Origin of the sequence: Hydrogenophaga sedimenti, assembly GCF_051857515.1 — a bacterium.
Lineage (GTDB): Bacteria > Pseudomonadota > Gammaproteobacteria > Burkholderiales > Burkholderiaceae_C > Hydrogenophaga.
In genome coordinates, this window is record NZ_JBPZHA010000001.1 from 226,812 (window position 1) to 241,794 (window position 14,983).

The 14,983-nt window shown below is 69.3% G+C and carries 15 protein-coding genes; 3 read left to right on the plus strand and 12 right to left on the minus strand.

Annotated elements, in window-relative coordinates:
- Positions 1-104: 104 nt before the first annotated feature.
- The 3 genes from ACS5NL_RS01115 to bfr form a co-directional block, all read right to left on the minus strand.
- Complete coding sequence (locus ACS5NL_RS01115; protein ID WP_439351722.1) at positions 105-2,420, minus strand: NADP-dependent malic enzyme; 2,316 nt, start codon at positions 2,418-2,420, stop codon at positions 105-107.
- A 202-nt stretch (positions 2,421-2,622) separates the two neighbouring features.
- Positions 2,623-2,835 carry a (2Fe-2S)-binding protein gene (locus ACS5NL_RS01120; RefSeq protein ID WP_439351723.1) on the minus strand — a complete coding sequence of 71 codons (213 nt, stop codon included), beginning with the start codon at positions 2,833-2,835 and terminating at the stop codon, positions 2,623-2,625.
- A 114-nt stretch (positions 2,836-2,949) separates the two neighbouring features.
- Entirely contained in the window at positions 2,950-3,426 is a 477-nt protein-coding gene (bfr, locus tag ACS5NL_RS01125) for a bacterioferritin (protein WP_439351724.1), read from the minus strand.
- A 222-nt stretch (positions 3,427-3,648) separates the two neighbouring features.
- On the opposite strand from bfr, the gene ACS5NL_RS01130 reads away from it, so the two are divergent.
- Positions 3,649-3,978: a hypothetical protein gene (locus tag ACS5NL_RS01130; protein WP_439351725.1), complete on the plus strand. Its 330-nt coding sequence runs from the start codon at positions 3,649-3,651 to the stop codon at positions 3,976-3,978.
- 64 nt (positions 3,979-4,042) lie between these two features.
- Positions 4,043-4,480: a hypothetical protein gene (locus tag ACS5NL_RS01135; protein WP_439351726.1), complete on the plus strand. Its 438-nt coding sequence runs from the start codon at positions 4,043-4,045 to the stop codon at positions 4,478-4,480.
- A gap of 15 nt (positions 4,481-4,495) precedes the next feature.
- Here ACS5NL_RS01135 and ACS5NL_RS01140 read toward each other — a convergent pair whose 3' ends face one another.
- From ACS5NL_RS01140 to ACS5NL_RS01175, 8 genes are all read right to left on the minus strand, one after another.
- Positions 4,496-5,569 (minus strand): DUF1513 domain-containing protein, encoded by a 1,074-nt coding sequence (locus ACS5NL_RS01140; protein ID WP_439351727.1) that lies wholly within the window; start codon positions 5,567-5,569, stop codon positions 4,496-4,498.
- 139 nt (positions 5,570-5,708) lie between these two features.
- Positions 5,709-6,770, minus strand: coding sequence for an imelysin family protein (locus tag ACS5NL_RS01145; protein WP_439351728.1), 1,062 nt, complete (start codon positions 6,768-6,770; stop codon positions 5,709-5,711).
- 10 nt (positions 6,771-6,780) lie between these two features.
- A complete protein-coding gene (locus tag ACS5NL_RS01150) occupies positions 6,781-8,247 on the minus strand; it encodes a di-heme oxidoreductase family protein (RefSeq protein WP_439351729.1) in 1,467 nt (488 codons plus the stop codon).
- A gap of 161 nt (positions 8,248-8,408) precedes the next feature.
- Positions 8,409-9,593, minus strand: a complete 1,185-nt coding sequence (locus ACS5NL_RS01155; RefSeq protein WP_439351730.1) for an imelysin family protein — start codon at positions 9,591-9,593, stop codon at positions 8,409-8,411.
- 124 nt (positions 9,594-9,717) lie between these two features.
- Complete coding sequence (locus ACS5NL_RS01160) at positions 9,718-10,680, minus strand: 1-phosphofructokinase family hexose kinase (RefSeq protein WP_439351731.1); 963 nt, start codon at positions 10,678-10,680, stop codon at positions 9,718-9,720.
- A 45-nt stretch (positions 10,681-10,725) separates the two neighbouring features.
- The gene (locus ACS5NL_RS01165; protein ID WP_439351732.1) at positions 10,726-11,310 is read right to left on the minus strand and encodes an MOSC domain-containing protein; all 585 of its coding nucleotides are present in this window, start codon (positions 11,308-11,310) and stop codon (positions 10,726-10,728) included.
- A gap of 10 nt (positions 11,311-11,320) precedes the next feature.
- The gene (locus ACS5NL_RS01170; RefSeq protein WP_439351733.1) at positions 11,321-12,718 is read right to left on the minus strand and encodes an aminopeptidase P N-terminal domain-containing protein; all 1,398 of its coding nucleotides are present in this window, start codon (positions 12,716-12,718) and stop codon (positions 11,321-11,323) included.
- A gap of 58 nt (positions 12,719-12,776) precedes the next feature.
- The gene (locus tag ACS5NL_RS01175; RefSeq protein WP_439351734.1) at positions 12,777-13,718 is read right to left on the minus strand and encodes a hypothetical protein; all 942 of its coding nucleotides are present in this window, start codon (positions 13,716-13,718) and stop codon (positions 12,777-12,779) included.
- A gap of 262 nt (positions 13,719-13,980) precedes the next feature.
- Between ACS5NL_RS01175 and ACS5NL_RS01180 the strand changes: the two genes are divergently transcribed.
- Positions 13,981-14,184: a hypothetical protein gene (locus ACS5NL_RS01180; RefSeq protein WP_439351735.1), complete on the plus strand. Its 204-nt coding sequence runs from the start codon at positions 13,981-13,983 to the stop codon at positions 14,182-14,184.
- 75 nt (positions 14,185-14,259) lie between these two features.
- Here ACS5NL_RS01180 and ACS5NL_RS01185 read toward each other — a convergent pair whose 3' ends face one another.
- On the minus strand, positions 14,260-14,961 hold the full coding sequence (locus ACS5NL_RS01185; protein WP_439351736.1) for a nucleotidyltransferase family protein: 702 nt from the start codon (positions 14,959-14,961) through the stop codon (positions 14,260-14,262).
- Positions 14,962-14,983 lie beyond the last annotated feature (22 nt).

Below are 14,983 nucleotides of genomic sequence, written 5' to 3' on the forward strand. Positions count from 1 at the left end.
ATATCAAGCCGGTAGTGTGCCTGATGCGCTGCAAAAAAGCAAGTTGCTGCTGATTAATTAAGCAGGGATATTGCGGGGCAATTGTGAGGAATAGTTAGTGCTTGCTAAGCGGCAGGTGCTTGCCTGTGCACGTTGGCTTCGGCCACGGTCAAGGCCGTCATGTTCACAATGCGGCGCACGGTGGCGCTGGCCGTGAGAATATGCACAGGTTTTCCCACACCCAGCAGCATCGGGCCGATGGCGATGTTGCCACCGGCGGCGGTCTTGAGCAGGTTGTAGGCGATGTTGGCGGCGTCGATGTTGGGGCAGACCAGCAGGTTGGCGTCACCACGCAGGGTGGTGCGGGGCATCATCGCCGTGCGGGCCTCGGCGTCCAGTGCCACATCGCCGTGCATTTCGCCGTCGACTTCCAGCCACGGTGCATTCGTTTGCAGCAGCGCCAGGGTCTGGCGCATCTTGACCGCGCTGGGCTGTTCGGACGAGCCAAAGTTGCTGTGCGACAGCAGCGCGGCCTTGGGCGTGATGCCGAAGCGCATCATCTTGCGCGCCGCCATGACGGTGATTTCGGCCAACTGTTCGGCGGTCGGATCGTAGTTGACGTGGGTGTCGACCAGGAACACCTGACGGCCGGGCAGCATCAGCGCGTTCATCGCGGCGTAGCAGGTGGCGCCCTCGCGCTTGCCGATCACCTGGTCGATGTAGGTGAGGTGCAGCGGGTTGGTGCCCCAGGTGCCGCAGATCATGCCGTCGACGTCGCCGCGGCGCACCAGCATCGCGCCGATCAGCGACAGGCGGCGGCGCATCTCGATTTTGGCCAGCTGCTCGGTCACGCCCTTGCGTTCCATCAGCTGGTGGTAGGTCTGCCAGAGTTCGCGGTAGCGATCGTCCTGTTCGACGTTGACCACGTCGTAGTCCAGGCCTTCCTTCAGGCGCAGGCCGAATTTCTCGATGCGTTGCGCGATCACCGGCGGGCGACCGATCAGCGTCGGGCGAGCCAGGTTTTCGTCGACCACGATCTGGCAGGCGCGCAGCACGCGTTCTTCCTCGCCCTCGGCGTAGGCGATGCGTTTCTTCACAGCCGTGCGTGCGGCGGCGTAGATCGGTTTCATGATCGTGCCGGAGGCGAACACGAAGCTCTGCAGGCGCTGGCGGTAGGCCTCCATGTCGGTCACCGGACGCAGCGCCACGCCGCTGTCCGCCGCCGCCTGCGCAACGGCGGGCGCGATCTTCATCATCAGCCGTGGGTCGAACGGCTTGGGAATCAGGTACTCGGGGCCGAAGGCCAGCTTTTCACCGGCATAGGCGGCGGCCACGACTTCGCTCTGCTCGGCCTGCGCCAGCTCGGCGATCGCGTGCACCGCGGCGATCTCCATCTCGTCGGTGATGGTGGTCGCGCCCGAGTCGAGCGCGCCGCGGAAGATGTAGGGGAAACACAGGACGTTGTTGACCTGGTTCGGGTAGTCGGTGCGGCCGGTGGCCATGATGGCGTCGTCGCGCACCGCCTTCACGTCTTCGGGCGCAATCTCGGGGTTGGGGTTGGCCAGCGCGAAGATGAGTGGCTTGGCGGCCATCTTGGCGACCATGTCCTTCTTGAGCACGCCGCCAGCCGACAGGCCCAGGAACACGTCGGCACCAGCGATCACGTCGGTCAGCGTGCGCTGCCCGGTCTTCTGTGCGAACTGGATCTTGTCCTCGTCCATCAGCTCGGTGCGGCCTTCGTAGACCACGCCCGCGAGGTCGGTCACCCAGATGTTCTCGCGCGGCAGGCCCAGCTTGACCAGCAGGCCCAGGCAGGCCAGGGCCGCGGCGCCGGCGCCCGAGGTCACCAGCTTGACCTGCTTGATGTCCTTGCCCACGACCTTCAGGCCGTTCATCAGCGCCGCGCCGACCACGATGGCGGTGCCATGCTGGTCGTCGTGGAAGACCGGGATCTTCATGCGCTCGCGCAGCTTGCGTTCGACGTAGAAACAGTCGGGCGCCTTGATGTCTTCGAGGTTGATGCCGCCGAAGGTGGGTTCGAGGGCGGCGATGATCTCGACCAGCTTGTCGGGGTCTTTCTCGTTGATCTCGATGTCGAACACATCGATGCCCGAGAACTTCTTGAACAGCACGCCCTTGCCTTCCATCACCGGCTTGGCGGCCAGCGGGCCGATGTCGCCCAGGCCCAGCACGGCGGTGCCGTTGGTGATCACGGCGACCAGGTTGCCGCGGCTGGTGTACTTGAAGGCGTTGTTGGGGTCGGCGACGATTTCTTCGCAGGGGGCGGCCACGCCGGGCGAGTAGGCCAGCGCCAGATCGCGCTGGTTGGTCAGCTGCTTGGTGGCCGCGATCGCCACTTTGCCGGGGGTGGGCTTCTCGTGGTATTCGAGGGCGGCGGCGCGCAGCTCGGCGCGCTTGTTCTGTGCTTGTTCGGTGCTCATTCGGCTGTCTCCGGCTATTGAATTCTGCAATGCGAAAGGCGATTGCGCATTCTAAATCGCGAGGGCGCGAATGCCCATCGCTTTTTCCGAACCGTCGGTTCGGGCGCTTTTGACATTCTGGGCAGGAATGCGCGCCGCGCAAGCTCGGTTTTCCACAGTGAAAAGCCGCCCGAAGGCGGCCAGGGAAGTGCTTTGCCTGGTTTCAGGCCGCGACCGGAGCCTCGTCCTGGCGTTGCAGGTGGGCTGTGGGGTGGGAGGGCCGGCACTGGGCCCAGACCGCGCGGGCACTGGACTCGCATTGTCCGCACTGCATGCCCACACCCATGTCGATCTGGATGTCGTCAAAGCTCGCACCACAGCGCGCCGCCTGGGCGATGGTTTTGTCGTTCACGCGGCGGCAGACACAGACGATCATGGAAGAGCCAATGGTGGGTGGGTAGTTGTTAAATGATAATGGATCGCATTCATAAAGGCAAAAAAAGCCCGTGGCGGGACACGGGCTTTTGGGGCGGGTGGCGGAACGGGGCGATCAGCTGGCCTCACCCATCTGGCTCTGCAGGTAGTTCTGGATGCCGACCTTGTCGATGAGTTCGAGCTGGGTTTCGAGGAAGTCGATGTGTTCCTCGGTGTCGTCCAGGATCTTCATCAACAGGTCGCGCGAGACGAAGTCGCGCACCGACTCGCAATACGCCACGCCGTCCTTGATGGTGGCTTGTGCGCCGCGTTCCAGGGCCAGGTCGCTGCCCAGCATCTCCGGCACGTTCTCGCCGATGTTCAGCTTGCCCAGGTCCTGCAGGTTGGGCAGGCCGTCGAGCATGAAGATGCGGTCCATCAGCCAGTCGGCGTGCTTCATCTCGCCGATGGATTCCGAGTATTCCTTCTTGGCCAGCTTGTCCAGGCCCCAATGCTTGAGCATGCGGTAGTGCACGAAGTACTGGTTGATGGCGGTCAGCTCGTTCTTGAGCTGGGCCTGCAGGTGGCCGATGGCCTGTGGATCGCCTTGCATGGGGAACTCCTTTCGAAAAACATGTCGAGCCGGGACCGCATTGTGGTCCTGCAATGTGGCCACCACAAACGGCACCAAGGCTTGACCTTGCTCCGTCTTGTCAAATGAGAATTATTCTCATAAACTGTCTCCACATTTGACGCCAGCCAGCCTCCAGGGGGTCTGCCCGACCCGCCGCCCCGCCAGCCAGCGATGGAACCATCCCACCCATGGAGGCCCGCCTTGATCCCCCCCACCTGCCCGACCGATGCCTGCTGCGACGAAGAATATGTGCTGCCCTCGGTGGACGCGCTCATGGCCGGTACGCTGGCCCTGATGACGGGCTACGCGCAAGCCCCAGCAGACGGAGCGCACCGGCCCCTGATGGGCAGGAAGCTGGTGTCCAACCTGTTTTTCCTGGCCCAGCACCCGCAGGTGTCGCCCGCGATGCGCTGCATGCTGGGCAACCTGCGCACCCGCTGGCTGCAAGCGCTGGAAGCCGACGGGCCGCCGGTTCGCCGGGAGCCGACGCCGGCCGCTTCGCTGCACGAGGCGCACGGCACACTGCAGTGATCCGGCCCATGCTGTCTTCTTTGCAAGGAGTGCGCGATGTCAGCGATTCACAGGGAGAGAGGTCATGAGCACCACGGTGCGATGGCGGGGCCTGGCCCGGCCGGAACTGGTGACCGAGTTGTCGGCGGAACACGGTGTGCTGGTGCGGCAGCTGGCGCAGTTGCAGCAGCGCGTCGGCGAACAACTGCAGGCCAGCGCCCGCCATGCTTCCCGCCTGGAGGCGGAGAACCTGCGCTTGCGGGCCGCGCTGATCCGGATGAAGACCTCGGTCGCCTGGAACCTGCGGGGCGCGGCCATGCAGTCTCCCCCACCGCCCAAGCGGCGGGCGGTGGACCCAGTCGCGGCGCCCGGGCTGGAGGCCGCCCACGCGGTCATCTGCCAGACCGGCTGTGCCGGACACGCCCACCCCTGGCTGGAGGCCGACGGGCAGTGCCGGCGCACCGGGCGATCCTGCGAACTGACCAGTGGCGTGGAGGCCGCGGCGGACACCCCGGACGCCTGACGCGGCCGGTCCGGTTCAGCCCGGCACCGGCACCCAGTGGTTGTCGATCTGCAGTGCCGTGGCGGGACGGTCCAACGGGGCCAGCACCGGCGGGGCCTCGCCCTGGCCGACGAGCACGCCGGCCGCGCCACTGAGCCACCAGCGGTCATCGCGGCTGGCCAATGCGTAGGCCTCGCGGTGGGCCAGCGCGCCGCGCCACCGGCCCCGCGCGTCGAACAGCGCCAGCTGGTTCACGCGCGGGCAGCTGACCGCGAAACCGCCCCCGGCGGCGGACGGCAGGGCGCAGAGGTCGCCGCCGTAGCCCGCCATGGCTGGCTGGCCATCGGCGGCGCGCAACGTGCGGCCGTCCCAGACCGCGAGCACCGGTGCCCCGGCCTTGGCCTGCGGGTCCGGGTGGCTGGCCGGGTGTTCGGCCTGCAGCGCGATGCCCAGCGTGCCCGAGACCGGGTCGAAGGCCAGGTGGCGGATGCTCAGGTAGGGGTCGGGCAAGCGCCACTGGCCCAGCAGCGCACCAGTGCCGGGGTGCAGCGCGACCAGCGACGCATCCATGCGCCCGATTTCGCGTTTGCTGCGCCCGGTCTCGGGCAACGTCGGGATGCCGCCGTTGGCCACCATCAAGGTGCCCGCGGGCAGCTCGCCGACCGCCTGCGGCAGCGCCAGCAGCTGGTGCGGGTCCATGCCGTGCGTGGCCCATTCGGCGGTCTTCTCCAGCGTGCGGGCGTCGCGCACGCCCAGCCGTCCTTGCGCGGAATCGAGGTCGGTCTCGGTGGTCCAGAGCGTGGCACCGCCGTCGCGGGCGATCACGTGGCCGTTGAAGCGACGGTCTTCACCGATCCAGTGCCATTGCGCCTGGCCGGTGCGCGGGTGCCAGCGCAGCAGCCAGTCGCCCGGGCGCCGCGCCACGGCCAGCACCGAACCGCCCGCCTCGGCCCACAGGCCGTGCGCGCGCGTCGGCACCGGCAGCGACCGCTGCACCGACCACGACGCATCGCCGAACGACAGCAGGCCGATGTGTTGTTCAGCGCTGCTCTGCCAGGCGGCGAGCAGGGTGGCGTCGGTGCGGGCTGCGCGCGCCGAAGGCCACAGCACCGCACCCACACCCAACAGACACAGCTGCCGGCGAGAGAGGCTTTCATCCAGCGGCCACCGCGGAACCGGCTTCGCCGGGCCGCCAGTGGCGTCCCCCCCCAGGGGGGAAGACGCCGAAGGTGGCGCAGGGGGGCGCCTTCTAGTCTCCATCCGCATCGGAGAAACCCAGCGGCACGTCCAGCGCCGCCGCGACTTCCGCCTGGAACAGCGTGGTCACGCCCTTGAGCGTTTTCGACAGCGCCAACAGCTGCGCGTCGCTGGCCCTGGCCGGCAGCGCGGCCAAGGTGGCATCGGCGCGGTCCAGTGCCTGGCCCCAGCGTTGCGCGAGGGCGATCTGGCCCTTGCCCATGAGCAATGCCTCGATGGGGATCAGACCCTGTCCGGGCTGTGGCGGTTGCCGGACCTGTTCGGGCCGCAGGCGGGCCTGGGCCTTCAGCGCCTGCCATTGCGCGCGCCACTCGGCGGCGTTGTCGGCGGCCGCCAGGCGGGCGAACTCGGGCGGCTGGCCTTTGCCAGCGGTGCGTGCCTTCTGCACAGGCTGCTCGATGTGGACCCAGCGCAGCCGTTCCAGGCCACCCAGCCACTGGTTGATCCACTCGGCGAACGCGCTGCGGGCGGCCTCTTCGTCGCTGGTCCAGTCGCGCGAGGCAAGCTGCTCGAAGCCACTGCGCAGGGCCTTGGCCTCGGCTTCGATGCCTTCGGCCAGCAGCACGAGATAGGGGCAATGGGCCGGCGAGGGCCTGGCGGTCAGCAGCTGTTCCAGCGCCGGAAAACCCTTGGCCGGCGTGCCGATGGACTCCATGTCGGCCAGCGTCGTCGGCGCGCGCTCCAGCGCCTTGGCCAGCAGGGCCGGACGGGCGGGCCAGAAGTCGATCTGCCGCTGCGAGCGCCGCTCGATCACCGGGCCCAGTGCGGGGCTGGACAGCGCCTGCCAGGACAGCAGGGCCTGGCGCCAGGCGTCTTTCAGGACGGCTGGCGAGGCCGGCCCGGCGCAGTGCTGCCGGGCCGCGGCGGTCAGGGCCCTGGCCTGTGTTTCAAAGTCGCGCGCCAGCGGCAACTGGTGGGCGTACAGACCCTGCAGCGCGTCCTCACCGCTGTAGTAGGGGAAGGCGAGCGCGCCGCCGGTCTGCGCGTGCAGGCCGGTGGCGGGCCAGGCGGCCATGGCCAGCAGGCCGGCCAGGGTGTGGCGTCGGTGGATCATGACCGGGTCCTCACAACGAGTTGACGAAGGCGACCAGCGCATCGCGGTCCCGCTTCGTGAACTGCAGCACCTGATCCCTGGCGCCCTGCGCCTCGCCGCCGTGCCACAGCACGGCTTCGAGCACGCCATTGGCGCGGCCGTCGTGCAGCAGGCGCTGGTGGCCGTTCACGTCCCGGAACAGGCCCACGCCCCACAGCGGCGGCGTCTTCCACTGCCGGCCGCTGGCGAGGAAGTCGGGCCGGCCGTCGGCCAGGCCCTCGCCCATGTCGTGCAACAGCAGGTCGGTGTAGGGCCAGATGCGCTGGCTGGCCACCTTGGGGCTGGTCAGGCGCGGGAACGGCGGTTCGCCGGTGGTGTAGCTCGGGCGGTGGCAGGCGGCGCACTGGGCCTGGGCGAACAGCGCCTGGCCGCGTTGCACCTGCGGGTCGTTCACCTGGCGGCGCGCGGCCGGGGCCAGCGTGGCGGCGTAGAACACCACGTCGCCCAGGGTCTGGTCGTCGATCTCGGGCACCTGGGCGCTGGCCTGCGAGGCCGGCATCAGCCCGTCGCGGCCGCTGCGCTGGCCGCCGCCGTGCGGCGCGGCCAGGCAGTCCTTCTGCGCGGGCGTGCAGGCTTCGCGCCCGTTGACGCTGCTGGTGATGCCCATGTCGCCCAGGAAGGCGCCCGCGCTCTGGTGCGCCAGGCTGCCGGTGTTGGCCTTCCAGCCAAAGCGGCCGATCACTTCCTTCTGCGCGAAGGCGTCCCAGACGCGGTTGGGCTGGCCCTTGACGGGGCCGGGCGCGGCGGCCTGGTCGCGCGCGTTGGCCAGGATCTCGCTCTCGGGAATCGCTTCGAGCAGGCCCAGGCCGGCCATGTGCGGCGCGATGCGCGGGCTGACCATCACGTCCTTCGCCATCGGGCCGTAGCCGAGGTCGGTGAAGCGGTACTGCGGCTGCTGCAGCGTGTAGCGCGAGCCGTCGGCGAAGCGGCCGTGAACGGGGGTGCCGTGGATGCGCACCGTGCCCTCGGGCTTCACGCCCTGGATGCCGGCGTTGTTGAACTGGTCGCCGTAGGTGGGCTCGGGCACCACGCCGTCGTGCGGCGCGGGCGTGCCGGGCACCGACAGGCGGAACAGCAGTGCGACGGTGTTGTCGGGCTCGGGGCCCAGCGTCTTCTTCCAGTCGGGTGGCGCGCCGCGGCCGTCCATCACGTGGCAGCCGGCGCAGGAGCGGGCGATGAAGTGCGGGCCCAGGCCGTCGCGCGCCGTGGTGGACGCGGGCGCTTCGACCCAGTTGCGCTTGAAGAAGGAATTGCCGACCACGAAGCGGGTGCGCTCGGCGTCGTCCAGGTTGGCCAGCGGGAACGAGAAGGCGTTCCTGCCGGTGGCGTAGACAGTGGTGGCGCCGCCGGTCTTTTCACCCAGCGGGTCCGGGTCGGTGTCGGCGCTGGCGTGGCCGATCAGCAGGAGCGCCGCCGCCCCGAAGGCAACGGCTCCCATGGCTGGCGCAAGGCGCGTGGCTTTGGGAAAAGGGGGCATGGTGAAAGGCGTGTTGGGGGAGAGGGGGTGTCGGTCGTGGATGCCGTGGAACCGGCTTTGCCGGGCCGCAGGCATCGCCCCCTTGAGGGGGTGACGCGCCGCCGGCGCGGCGCGGGGGTGGGTCAAGGCTCCACGAGGGTCAGCTTGGCGATGCCCACGGCCGACGCCGATTCGACCAGCAGCTTGGACTGGGCGACCAGGCTGGCCACGGTCTTCTCGATCACCGGGCGGCCGGCCGAGCCCTTGACGATGGCGCGGTCGAACGGCGCCGGGATCGCTTCGGCGCCCTTGACGGAGTCGGCGATCTGCGCGGTGGCCTTCTCGGCCAGGGCCGGATTCTTCACCGCCACGAGATCGCGCAGGCCGGGCCCCTCGACCTTGCTGCCATCGCGGCGGGTGTACTGGCCCAGCCACACGTTCTGGATGCCGCGGGCGTTGTTGGTGATGTCGCGGTGCGTGTTGTCCGAGAAGCAGGAGTGTTCGTCTTCCTGGTCCTGCGAGTTCAGCGCCACTTCCATGCGTTCGCCCGAGAGTTCGCCGCGCGAGAGCGAGCCCAGGCCGACGATGATCTTGCGCACCGACTCCTTGCCGCCCTGCTCGAACTTCGCGCGGTAGTTCTTCGCGCCGGGTTCCCAGGCCTTGGACACCGCACCCAGGTCGTCGACCAGCAACGCGGTGGCCACGGTCAGGTACTGGGCACGGCGCTCGGCATTCTGGCCCTTGCCCACCACGTAGTCGTCGAACGGGCGGTTGCCCGGACCGGTCTCGCTCTGGTCCTGGCCCCACAGCAGGAACTCGATGGCGTGCCAGCCGGCGCTGATGTTCTCTTCGCCGCCGCGCTCGTTGGCCTTGGCCAGCGCGGCCTTGGTGATCTTGAACTTGGCGTTGTTGACCATGCCGGCCTGGGGCTTGCCGGTCACGTAGTCCACATAGGCCTCGTCCAGCGGCCAGGCGTTGAGCCGGCCCTCGGGACCCTTGTCGTCGTCGATCGGGCCGCCGTAGAAGCGGAAGGCCTCGGTCTGGCCGTAGAACTCGCGGGCGTCCAGCCAGGCCTTGCGGGCCTTGTCCAGTCCTTCGGCCGAGGGGGCCTTGACGAAGCTGTCGATCGCCGACTGCAGGTCCCGGGCGGCGGCCAGGGTGTCGCTGTAGCTGGCGTGGACCAGGGCGGCGTAGTGGCGGGCCACGGCGGCGTGATCGACCGCCGCGGTCGCCACGGCCGGCGCCGCGGTGGCGGCCCGGGCCGGCAGTCCGGCCATGGCGAGAGAGGACAGGGCCAGCGCGGCGGCGGCCAGGGCGTGCGGTTTCATGGCGGGATCGCTCCTAAAAAACAAATGAGAACGATTCCGATTCTATGCGTAAGTCGGGGTGGCTTCCGGACGGGCCTCCACCGGTGTCTGGCGAGAAGCCCGGTCGGCGCTCTGGCGTCGGAGGTCAGGCGCCGACGCGCGTGACCCGGACCTGTTCCCGCAGACGCCGCATGTCTTCCGGGTGCGCCAGGCTGGTGCCGGCGTTGAGCAGGGCGGCCGAGCCGGCCGCCACGCCCCAGGCGAAGGCCTGGTCCAGCGGCATGCCAAGCTGCCAGGCCCAGACCAGGCCGCCCACAAAGCTGTCGCCCGCGCCGACGGCACTGGCCACCGGCATGTCCAGCGGTGGCGCGGACCACATGGCGTCGCGTGTCACCAGCAGCGCGCCCTGGTGGCCCAGGGTCAGTGCCACGATCTCGGCCTTGCCCTCGTTCACCAGGCGGCGCGCGCCAGCCTGCCACTGCGCCGGCGTCTCCAGCGTCTCGCCGGTGAGTTCACCCAGTTCCTTGAGGTTGGGCTTGAACAGGAACACGCCTTCGACCAGCGCCGCCGAGAGCGCCGGCCCCGAGGCGTCGACCACCAGCCTGGCACCGCGCTGGCGGCACAGCCGCGCCAGCCGCGCGTAGAAGTCGGTGGGCACGCCGGGCGGCAGACTGCCGCTGGCGACCAGCAGCGCAGGGAATTCGGTCAGGCCTTCGAGGTAGGTCAGGCAGGCCATCCACTCGGCCTCGCTCAGGTGCGGGCCGGGCATCACGAAGCGGAACTCGGCGCCGGTGCTGTGTTCGTGCACGGTGAAGCTCACCCGGGTCTCGTCGGCGATCGGCAGGAACACGCTGTCCAGCCCCTCATCGCGCATGCGCTGCTCCAGCCAGTGGCCCGAGGGGCCGCCGGTGGGGCACAGCGCCACGCAGCGCCCGCCCAGGCGCGTGAGCACGCGCGCCACGTTGATGCCGCCACCGCCGGCGTCGTGCAGCGTGTCGCCGCAGCGCAGCTTGTGCGTGGGCACGACGTTTTCGGTTTCGGTCGCGAGATCGACCGACGGATTCATGGTCAGGCAGAGGACGCTGGGAAGGGGGGCGGTGGTGCTCATGCGCAGGTTTTTACCGCATCGCCGCGCCCGCGACCTTGCCCGGGCTCAACGGATGTGTTTGACCCGCCGGGCCATGAAGGCCTCGGCCACGGTCATCCCCCGAGAGCCGGGGCGCACCGTGACGGCCACGCCGGCGTGCACCGTGCCGGGTTGCACCACCGCGAGGTACCAGCCGCTGCAGCGGCCCTCGACCATGCGCCGACCCGCGTCCGGCAGGCCGGTGACGGCATTGAACTTGAAGCAGGGCTCGCGCGGCGCGGTCACGCGCAGCACCAGATCACCGAGCACCCACTGGTCGCCGATCCAGACCTCGTGTTCCAGCAGGCCCTCCACGCTCAGGTTCTCGCCCACGAAACCGAACGGCAGCGGCTCGTCGAACAGCGTGACGCCGGCTTCGCGGCGCCAGCGCTGCCAGGTCGGCAGGTGCTCGACCGGGTAGGCGTAGACCGCCTTGTCCAGGCCGCCGTGCACCGACAGGTCGGCCTGCTCGTCGCCATCGAGCCCCAGCCGCCCGACCGCGACCGGCCCGGTCACCGGTGTCTTGCCGATCGCCGACAGCACGCGCCGGCCACCCACCATGAGCGGCCGCGCGAGACCGGTCTGGACGCTGACGACACGTGGCGCGGTCATGGCACGGACCTCAGCCGCGCATCAGCGCTTCGATCTCGTCGGCCTTGACCGGCACGTCGCGGGTGATGAGTTCGCAGCCCGTCTCGGTGACGATGGCGTCGTCCTCGATGCGGATGCCGATGTTCCAGAACTGCTCGGGCACGCCTTCGCCGGGTCGCACATAGAGGCCGGGTTCGATGGTCAGCGCCATGCCCGGGCGCAGGATGCGGCTGGGCCGGTCCTTGATGACTTCGCCCGAGAGCGGGTCCTTGCGTTCGCTGACCTTGCCCACTTCGGTTGGCTCCACGTAGCTGCCGCAGTCGTGCACGTCCATGCCCAGCCAGTGGCCGGTGCGGTGCATGTAGAACGGGAAGTAGCTGCGGTTGGCGATCACGTCCTGCGCGCTGCCGACCTTGTTTTTGTCGAGCAGGCCGACATCCAGCAGGCCCTGCGCCAGCACGGCCACGGTGGCTTCGTGCGGGTCGGTGAAGCGCGCGCCGGCTTTGGTGGCGGCCACCGCGGCGTCCTGCGAGGCCAGCACCAGGTCGTAGAGCGTGCGCTGCGGGCCGGTGAAGCGGCCGTTGGCCGGGAAGGTGCGGGTGATGTCGCTGGCGTAGCCGTCGAGCTCGCAGCCGGCGTCGATCAGCACCAGCTCGCCGTCGCGGATGGGCGCGGCGTCGGCGCGGTAGTGCAGCACGCAGGCGTTGGCCCCGGCGGCGACGATGCTGCCGTAGGCCGGGTACTGCGAGCCGTGCTGGCGGAACTCGTGCAGCAGCTCGGCGTCCAGGTGGTACTCGCGCACGTCCTGCCCGGCGCGCAGCATGGCGGCGCTGCGCTGCATGGCGCGGACGTGGGCGCGGGCACTGATCTGCGAGGCGCGGCGCATCACGTCCTGCTCGTGGGCGTCCTTGATCAGGCGCATCTCGTCCAGCGGGCCGCACAGGTCGCGCTGCTGCTCGGGGCAGATGGCGCCGTAGCGCACGCGGGCGCGCACCGGTTCGAGCCAGCCGTTGATCCGCCCGTCCAGGCCCTTGTGGGTCGCGAACGGGTACCAGACCACGCTGCGGTTTTCCAGCAGCCTGGGCAGGCGCTGGTCCAACTCGGTGACCGGGAACGCGGCCTGCACGCCGAGCGCGTCCGGCGCCGCGGCCGGGCCCAGGCGGATGCCGTCCCAGACTTCGCGCTCGGCGTCTTTCGGGTTGCAGAACAGCGTGGCCTCACCCTCGGCGGTGAGCACCAGCCAGGCGTTGGGCTCGGTGAAACCGGTCAGGTAGTAGAAGTAGCTGTCGTGCCGGAACAGGAAGTCGCTGTCGCGGTTGCGCTGCTGCTCGGGCGCGGTGGGCACGATGGCGATGCCGCCGGGGGTGAGCTGCGCGGCCAGGCGGGCGCGGCGTTGGGCGTAGAGCGAGGAGGTCGGAGCGGTGGTCATGGAGACATTGTCGGGCGGTCCGGCCCGTCCGTGGTTCGCGGGGGATTTTTCGGCGGCGTCACAGCGCCATCAGCTGCCGCTGCACATCGATTCGCAGCGTGACGACGCGGCGCATGCGTGGGGCCTGGATCGACAGCGTCAGCTTGGGGTTGTCGAAATCGCGCAGCAGCGGAGGGCGCGGCGCGTGGAAATAGCGCTCGACGTTGTCGCAGAGTTCGCGCGTGGCGGCCTGGCCGAGATCGTCTTCCGAGGCGCAGGGCTGGATCAGGCAGGGCGCGTGGGTGAATCCCATCTGTCGCAGCGCCAGGGCGCGGTGGTGGCCGTTGTTGATCGCCACGCGGCCGTTGTAGCGCACGCCGTTGAGCAGGTTGGCGCTGAAGCCCACGCTGAGCGCGACCACCGCCTGGGGATGACCCATCACATCGGCCTGCCGCACGTCGACCGGGTCGAGCACCTGGGCGTCGAGGAAGCGCATGTCGTGCGCGTCCGCGACAAAGGTGAATTCGCGTCCGCTTCGGCTGGCCAGCCGGAAGCTGGCGGCCGGTGGCTTCAGGGGCAGGCAGAGTTCGGCCAGCGCCTTGGGGCCGAGCGGCAGGGGATGGCTGGCGACGATGCGGTCGACCACGGCCTGCGTCATCGAATGCTGGGAGATCACCAGCTTGTCGAGTTCGACCAGTCCGAACGCGACGGGCACGGTGTCGAAGGTGCGGCACACCCCTGGCAGCCCGACCAGCCGGGCCAGGTGCCGGTCCATGGCTTTGGGCAGGGGGCGGATGTCGGCTCCGTCGGCCGCGCCCGCTTCCGCGCCGGCCAGGCGCTCGTATTCCCGCGCAGCGCTTCTCCAGCGATCGGACAGCTGTGTGCGACCGGGGGGCCTGCCCAGTCCTTCCAGCGAGGCGGCCAGATTCAGCAGTTCCGGCAGCGGCTGGGCGCCGAGCAGCAGCCGCTCCTCGGTGGCGTCGGGCGAAATCGGGGCGGGTCGTCTGCGCTGGGTGGCCATGGTGTGTGGGGTCGTGGTCTCATCCGATTCTCGGAGATCGGACGGTCTGGGCGGACGCATGGGGAGTAACCCATGCTTACATTTCATTCGGGCGGGCCGTGAACAAAGTCGCGGAGCCGGGTGGCCTTTCAATCGAAATGCTTACAAGACTTTCTACACTGCGGGCCCAGAGTCCTCTGCCGCAACGGGTCCTCGGCCCGTTTGTGTTGACCAGGCGATTCTTTCCCGCGACGGAAGTCGCCAACACGAACGGAGAAGCATCATGCGCGTCCTGAAACTGGAAGAAATGTTGAACGTCAGCGGCGGTTGTGGCCGTCGCCAGTCGGCGAAGCGGAGCGGCTGCGGTGGCAAGTCCAGCGGCAAGAGCTCTGGCAAGGGTTGCCACAAGTCCAGCGGCAAAGACTCTGGCAAGGATTCGGGCAAGGGTTCCGGCTGCACGCCGCCTCCGGTGAATAGCGTTCCCTGAGTTGCGCCGGATTCCGGTGACACCAGTCCATGGGGCCCTTCGGGGCCCCATGTTTTTGGGCGCGGGAAACCCGCGTCAGCCCTGTTGCAACTCGGCCAGCCGCTCGGGCGTGCCCACGTCGGTCCAGGGGCCGGTGTAGATTTCCGCGCTCACCAGCCCCGCGTCCATGGCCTTGCGCAGCAGCGGCGCCAGGGGCACGGCGGTGCCCTGGGGGTTGCCCGGCACCACGTCGCACCAGGGCTGCTCGAACAGCGCGCGGCGGTACAGACCGATGGTGCTGTAGGTGTGTTTCTGCTCCGCGTGGTTCAGCGCCAGACCATCGGCTGACAGGCCGAAATCGCCCTGGGGGTTGTGCGCCGGGTTGGGCACCAGCCACAGGTGGGCCAGCCGGTCGCTGGCGATGAAGCGGTCCACGCTCTCCTGGCCGAACACGAAACCGGGCGCATACACGTCGCCGGCCAGCACCCAGAACACCTCCCCCAGCAGGGGCAACGCGCGCGAAATGCCGCCGGCGGTTTCCAGCGCATAGCCGAAGTCCTGGCCTTCGTGCGAGAACTGGACCTCTGCGCCCGGGTGCTGCTGCGGCCAGTCGGCGAAACGTTCGCCGATCTGTTCGCCGAGCCAGGCGGTGTTGATCACCAGCCGGTCGAAGCCGCCGCGCGCGAGTGCCTCCAGCGACCACTGCATCAGCGGCTTGCCGCGCAGTGGCAGCAGCGGTTTGGGCGTGGTGTCCGTCAGCGGGCGCATGCGCATGCCCCGGCCGGCGGCCAGGATCATTGCGGGGATCGGAGTGTGGGCG